The sequence below is a fragment of the Blautia sp. RTP21359st1_E11_RTP21359_211015 genome, assembly GCF_040910705.1.
Classification (GTDB): Bacteria; Bacillota; Clostridia; order Lachnospirales; family Lachnospiraceae; genus Blautia_A; species Blautia_A fusiformis.
The window spans coordinates 22,454-28,471 of the sequence record NZ_JBDGAB010000048.1 but is presented as its reverse complement, the minus strand read 5'-3'; the positions used below and the strand labels follow the sequence as shown (position 1 = coordinate 28,471).

Annotated in this window: 6 protein-coding genes; all 6 read left to right on the top strand. The window is 41.6% G+C overall.

The window, feature by feature from the left end; all coding sequences use genetic code 11:
• Nucleotides 1–94: 94 nt before the first annotated feature.
• The 6 genes from AB5026_RS14555 (at nucleotide 95) to AB5026_RS14530 (ending at nucleotide 6,016) form a co-directional block, all read left to right on the top strand.
• Complete coding sequence (locus AB5026_RS14555; protein WP_195657121.1) at nucleotides 95–1,096, top strand: leucine-rich repeat domain-containing protein; 1,002 nt, start codon at nucleotides 95–97, stop codon at nucleotides 1,094–1,096.
• A 102-nt stretch (nucleotides 1,097–1,198) separates the two neighbouring features.
• On the top strand, nucleotides 1,199–1,777 hold the full coding sequence (locus AB5026_RS14550; protein WP_270186890.1) for a hypothetical protein: 579 nt from the start codon (nucleotides 1,199–1,201) through the stop codon (nucleotides 1,775–1,777).
• 12 nt (nucleotides 1,778–1,789) lie between these two features.
• Nucleotides 1,790–2,149, top strand: coding sequence for a hypothetical protein (locus AB5026_RS14545; protein WP_368213624.1), 360 nt, complete (start codon nucleotides 1,790–1,792; stop codon nucleotides 2,147–2,149).
• A 248-nt stretch (nucleotides 2,150–2,397) separates the two neighbouring features.
• Nucleotides 2,398–3,078 (top strand): hypothetical protein, encoded by a 681-nt coding sequence (locus AB5026_RS14540; RefSeq protein WP_173734551.1) that lies wholly within the window; start codon nucleotides 2,398–2,400, stop codon nucleotides 3,076–3,078.
• Between the two features lie 281 nt (nucleotides 3,079–3,359).
• The gene (locus AB5026_RS14535) at nucleotides 3,360–5,864 is read left to right on the top strand and encodes a DNA topoisomerase (ATP-hydrolyzing) (protein WP_368213623.1); all 2,505 of its coding nucleotides are present in this window, start codon (nucleotides 3,360–3,362) and stop codon (nucleotides 5,862–5,864) included.
• A 26-nt stretch (nucleotides 5,865–5,890) separates the two neighbouring features.
• Nucleotides 5,891–6,016: a hypothetical protein gene (locus AB5026_RS14530; protein ID WP_270186891.1), complete on the top strand. Its 126-nt coding sequence runs from the start codon at nucleotides 5,891–5,893 to the stop codon at nucleotides 6,014–6,016.
• The last annotated feature ends 2 nt before the right edge of the window (nucleotides 6,017–6,018 follow it).

Below are 6,018 nucleotides of genomic sequence, written 5' to 3'. Positions count from 1 at the left end.
TGTTTTTCGGAGCTTTGCTCCGTTTTAGATACCACCTCTATAGGAGTAATGCACCGCATAGGGGTGGAGACTTCATACGGCAGATTTCAAATATCTGGTTTTCTGTCCAATTGGTAGAAGAGGAACCGTCAAAATCCATGAAGGCACTGAAAGGGTCTACGAATATGCGTGCTACGAATGCAAACTTAATCATCTTATCATTCCAGATTCCGTGAAACGGATTGAGCAGTATGCGTTTCATCGCAATATGTTTCTGGAATGTGTAGACGGAGGGAAAGGCCTTGAAAGCATTGATAATATGTCCTTCATGAACTGCATCAATCTTAAAGATTTTTCTTTTGGTCCAAACTTAAAAAGAATTGGTTATAGTGCATTCCAAAATACTCAGCTGACCAGAATCCTTCTTCCTGAAGGATTAAAACATGTCGGCTCGCAGGCATTCAACACTGCAAATCTTAAAGACAATGGAGAGGTATCACATATTACCCCTGACAAGATGTATGATATTCATCTGCCAGTATCGTTAAAAGAAATTGGCAGGGCTGCATTCTGCAATGCAGCGAATATTTACACAAAAAAAGCTAATCTCAACGCTCTCAACGCTGTAAGAGCAGGCATCAGGTCATTAGGAGCATCTCTAGGGCACGGCTGTGATTTCTGGAAACTCCATATTGACGGATTACAGCCGATTGTGATGCCGAAGGAAATGGACAGCATTAATGTCATCGCAAGGCGAGTCAGGCTATATGCAAAAGGCGAAACCACATCACCGCCAGAAACATATAGCGAAAGCAGGCTTGTAACAAAATACGCGACAGCATTAGAGCACCGTAAACTATATCCAGGAAAAGATGTGGATGAATTTCTCAGCGAAAATATAAAAAAAGTCTTTGCGTTCACTCTTGCAGAAAAAGATGGTGAGAGGTTAATGGCTGAATACATCAAATCAGGAATGTTTACCGATGAAGCCTTACAGAGCCTAATTGAGCATATTGAAAAATCTAACGATTTTTCTGACAATGCATCAAAATACACTGCCTTGAAAGCTTACGCACTTCAGGCGATGAAGCACTCACAGGATATTTTTGAAATATAATTTGATTTTTGAGCAGCCACTGGCTGCTCTTTTTTCTTCGCCGGCAAAAATCCGCATATTAAATATGCAATCAAATTTGGCTTTCAAGAAAGGAGCAAAAATATGTTAAAAAAATACGCCAAACCATATCCAACAATCGGGGAGATTATCGCTGCAAAGGACTTTGATTACGTTTCTTATCGTGGATATGACGAAAAGCGAAACCTTCCACCGGTAACCGGCAATAATATTGATGGCGAGTTTTGCGGCTGTTTTAAGGTAACAAACGGCAAAATCATTCCGCTTGACGGCGATTCTTATGACGACAGCGAATCCGTCATTGCCGCAGAAGAATGGACTATGCCAGATGAAGGTATTGAAAAAGGGTTGACCGTTATCGTAGCGATGGAATTTGTGCCGGCAGAAGAACTGGACGGATATTTCAGAGCTTACCGTAAAGAAAGAGAGGAGAAAAAAATGCTTAAGGCTGTGAATATTAAATGGGATGTGACTGATGACGACATTGATGAAATGGACGATGAGGCCTGCGAAATTTTGAAATCACTTCCAACAGAGATGATTATTCCTGAAGGCATGACAGACCCGGATGAGATTTCCGACTGGCTGTCTAATGAAACCGGATATTGTCATGATGGCTTCCGTCTTGTAGACCAGAACGGAAATGATGCTGACATGGCCTAGAAAGGAGAAAAAATGAGCGAAACTAAGCAATTCTCAAAAAGAATTCAGGATGTCCTTGATGGCTTAGAGCTTCGGGCCGGAAAAAGAAAAGTACAGACGAAAGAAGACTTAAAAAAATGCTTCCGGAAGGACTGTGTTAATATCTATTCAGCAGAAGAGAATGGTAAACCGAGATTATATCGCCGAACTGACCTGACAACATGGGCAGCAGAAACCTTTTCCCGCGGAGAAAATTATTTCTGCGCCGAGCCGGTAAACCCGAAAGAGCCATACGGCAAACTTAAACTTACCAAGCCGAGGTATGTATACACCTGCAGCAGGGCGCTGACGGAAGAGGAGTTTAAGGCTGTGTTTGGAGAAGAAAAAAAATAATCATGTTTTACAATACCGGGATTTAAATCCCGGTATTTTCTTTTGCAAAAAAAATTGCGAATATCTGTTTTGTGTGGTAAAATACAAAAAAAATAAAGCAAGCCACCAATTTTACGATAAAACCAAGAAAATGCTCGGTAATTCATATTTATTCTGGCAACGACTCCGTCAAAACCGGGGAGTTATCAATTGCCGAGGGATTCACTGAGGCCAATCCGGGATGGCAAAACGTCAAAAAGGGAAAATAGATGAAAAAAGAAACTGACCTAACAGAAATTAAAAATATATTGAAAGATTTTCTTCATATGCCGGTAGAAGAGACCGAACTTTCACCGATTGTTGTACAGCATCCGATATTTGAGACGGGTTTTTCAAGTGTAAACGGAAAGATTGTTGATATTATGACACCGGATGGATTAGAAGAAGTAGTAAGTAAAATGGAAGAAAAAATTAACAGTATAGACAAATTGATAAAATGTGCGTACGTTGTAAGAAATTCTTATTACCTGACATTTCTTAAATTTGCAAAAGAAAGTCTATCATTGCCAGATTTCAGCATGTTACTTGGAAAGTTCTGGACAGAAGAAGAGAACCCGAATGGCGATGTGAACGTGCCGGTGTCATTATCTGCAAAGTGGTTTAGAATCGCCGACAAACAAGCGCTGATGCATGACTATGAATACGAAGTATATAAAGACTTGCCGGAGACATTTACGATTTACCGTGGCGTAACGCCTGGAAGAAATCCTGACGGAATGTCCTGGACGAGAGACTTAAGCAAAGCCGACTGGTTTTCCAGACGTTTTGGAGATGGATATGTTTTGGAAGGAATTGCAAACAAGAAAGATGTTCTCGCTTTCTTCAGCAGACGAGGAGAGGAAGAAGTCGTAATTGAGGCGAAAAAAGTGAAAAACAAAAAAGAAATATAAAGATTTAACGGAGAACGGGGAATCCCCGGCCGACCAAAAACTGTCCGCGGGTCAAAGGTTCCGGTTTTAACTTTGCACGCGGGTCTGAATCCCAGTTCATGCACTACACTCAGCCTCTGCGAGGCTTGACAAACGAAGACGTAAGGCTGAGTTATCAATATAGCTAACAGCACATACAAAGAGATGCAAAACGCATCTCTTTATTTTTTTTCGCAAAATTTGTCCTGTTTTAATTTTTTCGGCATATTACAAGAAAGAAAACTAAAGTCAAGGAGAAAAATATGCGCAAAAAAAATTCAAACGACGGACAGTTAAGCCTTTTTGAACCTGCTGAGGAGAAAATCATAAAGCAGGAATATTCAGATATTATGAAACAGTCATATATTGACTATGCAATGAGTGTAATTATCGCACGAGCAGTTCCGGATATCCGTGATGGTCTTAAACCGGTACAGCGCCGTATCTTGTATGATATGGGTGCAGAACTAGGCTTGGATTACAACAAGCCATACAGAAAATCAGCTCGTATCGTCGGTGATACAATGGGTAAATTCCACCCGCACGGAGACTCATCCATTTATGACGCAATGGTAGTGATGGCGCAGGATTTTAAGCGTGAAATCCCGCTTGTTGACGGTCATGGTAATTTTGGCTCTATTGAGGGTGACGGTGCCGCTGCTTCACGATATACGGAAGCAAGACTGCAGAAGATTGCACAGGAAAATTACCTTGCTGACCTGGACAAAAAAGTTGTGGATTATGTCCCGAACTATGACGAGACAGAAAAAGAGCCGGAAGTGCTGCCCGCAAAGATTCCAAACTTCTTAATCAACGGTTCTGAAGGTATCGCTGTCGGTATGACCACTTCAACACCGTCTCATAACCTGGTGGAAGTATTGAAGGCAGAAGAATATTTAATGGATTCACCGGACGCCAGCATCGAAGAATTGATGGAATTCGTGAAAGGCCCGGATTTCCCGACCGGTGGTATTGTCGCAAACAGCGATGACCTTTTGGAGATTTACAAGACCGGAACCGGAAAAATCAGGGTGCAGGGCAGGGTGGTGCATGAAAAGAACAGGCAGTCAAACCGTCTTGTCATTACAGAAATTCCATACACAATGATTGGAGCAGGTATCGCAAACTTCTTAAATGATGTGGCATTGTTAGTTGATTCAAAACAGATTCCGGATATCGTGGATATTTCCAACCAGTCATCAAAAGAAGGCATTAAAATCGTTCTGGACTTAAAGAAAAACGTATCAGAAGAAGACGCAGAAAAAATCAAGACAATCCTGCTTAGCAAAACGAAACTGGAAGACACCTTTGGCGTCAACATGCTCGCAATTGCTGACGGTCGCCCGGAAACCCTTTCCTTAAAATCTGCATTGGAATACCACATCAACTTCTTATTTGATGTAAACCAGCGAAAATACACAACAATGCTTACAAAAGAAAACGAAAAAGCAGAAGTGCAGGAAGGTTTAATCAAAGCGATTGATGTTTTGGATGCCGTAATTGAGACAATCAGGGGAAGCAAAACAAAGGCAGAAGCAAAAGAATGCTTAATGACAGGTAAGGTTGATAATGTTAAATACCGCATCGCGGAAGACAAGAAGGTTGCAAAGACCTTTGATTTCACAGAGATGCAGGCTGACGCAATCCTGGATATGCGTCTTTCACGTCTGATTGGTCTGGAACTGGAAGCGTTAAAAAAAGAAAATGAAAAGACCAAAAAGAATATTGAAAAATATACAAAAATCCTGAGTGATAAAAAGTATATGAAAAAAGTAATCAAAGATGATTTAGAACGTATCATCAAGGAGTATGGGCAGCCGAGAAAAACAAGCATTAAAAATATCGCAAAAGCGGTAATAAAAAAAGAAGCACCGAAGGCTTTTAAAGAAGTTGTGTTGATGGACAAATTTGGATATGTCAGGGCTGTGAGTGATACGGTCTATGAAAAAAACAAGGAAGCAGCAGACTCTGAGAGTAAATGGGTCATCCCGGTGATGAGCGATGATAAGGTTGTGTTCATTACAGAAAATGGAATTATGCATACCGTGCCAGCAAATAAGATTCCATTTGGCAAGTTCAGGGACAAGAGTCTTCCGGTTGATAATGTTTCAACGCTGGATACTACGACAGACCTTATTCTGTATGCTGAAGCGATGAAAAATATGGCATGCGAAAAGGTTGTCAATAATTATATTATGGTAACTAATTTGGGCGGTGTAAAGAAACTGCCTGGTATTGAATTTAACGTAAAATCAAAAAATACCAAATACATCAAGCTGAAAGACGGCGAGGCATGCACGAATTTTGTGAAAGTAGAGAAAAGTGAGCCTGAAATCGTGCTTGTAAGTGAAGCCGGAAGGTTCTTGCGGTTTGCTGCGGCAGACATCCCGGAGAAGAAACGAGGGGCTGGAACGGTTGCCGGTATCGCGATGAAGGACGGTGAAAAACTGAGTGATGTGTTCTTTGTATGGCCGGAGGATGTAAAGAAGGCAGCTGAAACTGGAGACGAAGAGACGCCGGCGGGAGAGAATAGCGAGGAAAAGAATAAAGATGATGCCGGAAGTGTAAACATGATGCCGGAAGCAATGCTGGCAGGCGGGAAAGAAATGCCTGTAGATGAAACGGCGGCAGCGAAAGGTGACAACCTGCCTGCAGAAGAGCAGCAGCCGGCTGAATTGATATTAACCTTAAAGAACAAAAAACAGATTCCATTCTCTAAACTGGCGAAAGCAAAAAGGGGAGGAAAAGGAACGCTTAAAAAAATATAATATAGCGAAAGCAGGAGGTGTACAGTATGTGGCTTTGGGTTGTAGTGGCTGTGGCGGCTGCAGTGCATGCGGCGGTCATCGATGAAAATGAAAACAGGCGGATAAGAGACGCGAAAGACGAGATTTTCAATAAATATACAAGACTACGCTAGAC

What these genes read in the sequence shown, in the direction of transcription:
- AB5026_RS14550 (WP_270186890.1), top strand. Translation starts at nt 1,199, where the DNA reads ATGTTAAAAAAATACGCCAAACCATATCCAACAATCGGGGAGATTATC.
- AB5026_RS14545 (WP_368213624.1), top strand. Translation starts at nt 1,790, where the DNA reads ATGAGCGAAACTAAGCAATTCTCAAAAAGAATTCAGGATGTCCTTGAT.
- AB5026_RS14540 (WP_173734551.1), top strand. Translation starts at nt 2,398, where the DNA reads ATGAAAAAAGAAACTGACCTAACAGAAATTAAAAATATATTGAAAGAT.
- AB5026_RS14535 (WP_368213623.1), top strand. Translation starts at nt 3,360, where the DNA reads ATGCGCAAAAAAAATTCAAACGACGGACAGTTAAGCCTTTTTGAACCT.
- AB5026_RS14530 (WP_270186891.1), top strand. Translation starts at nt 5,891, where the DNA reads ATGTGGCTTTGGGTTGTAGTGGCTGTGGCGGCTGCAGTGCATGCGGCG.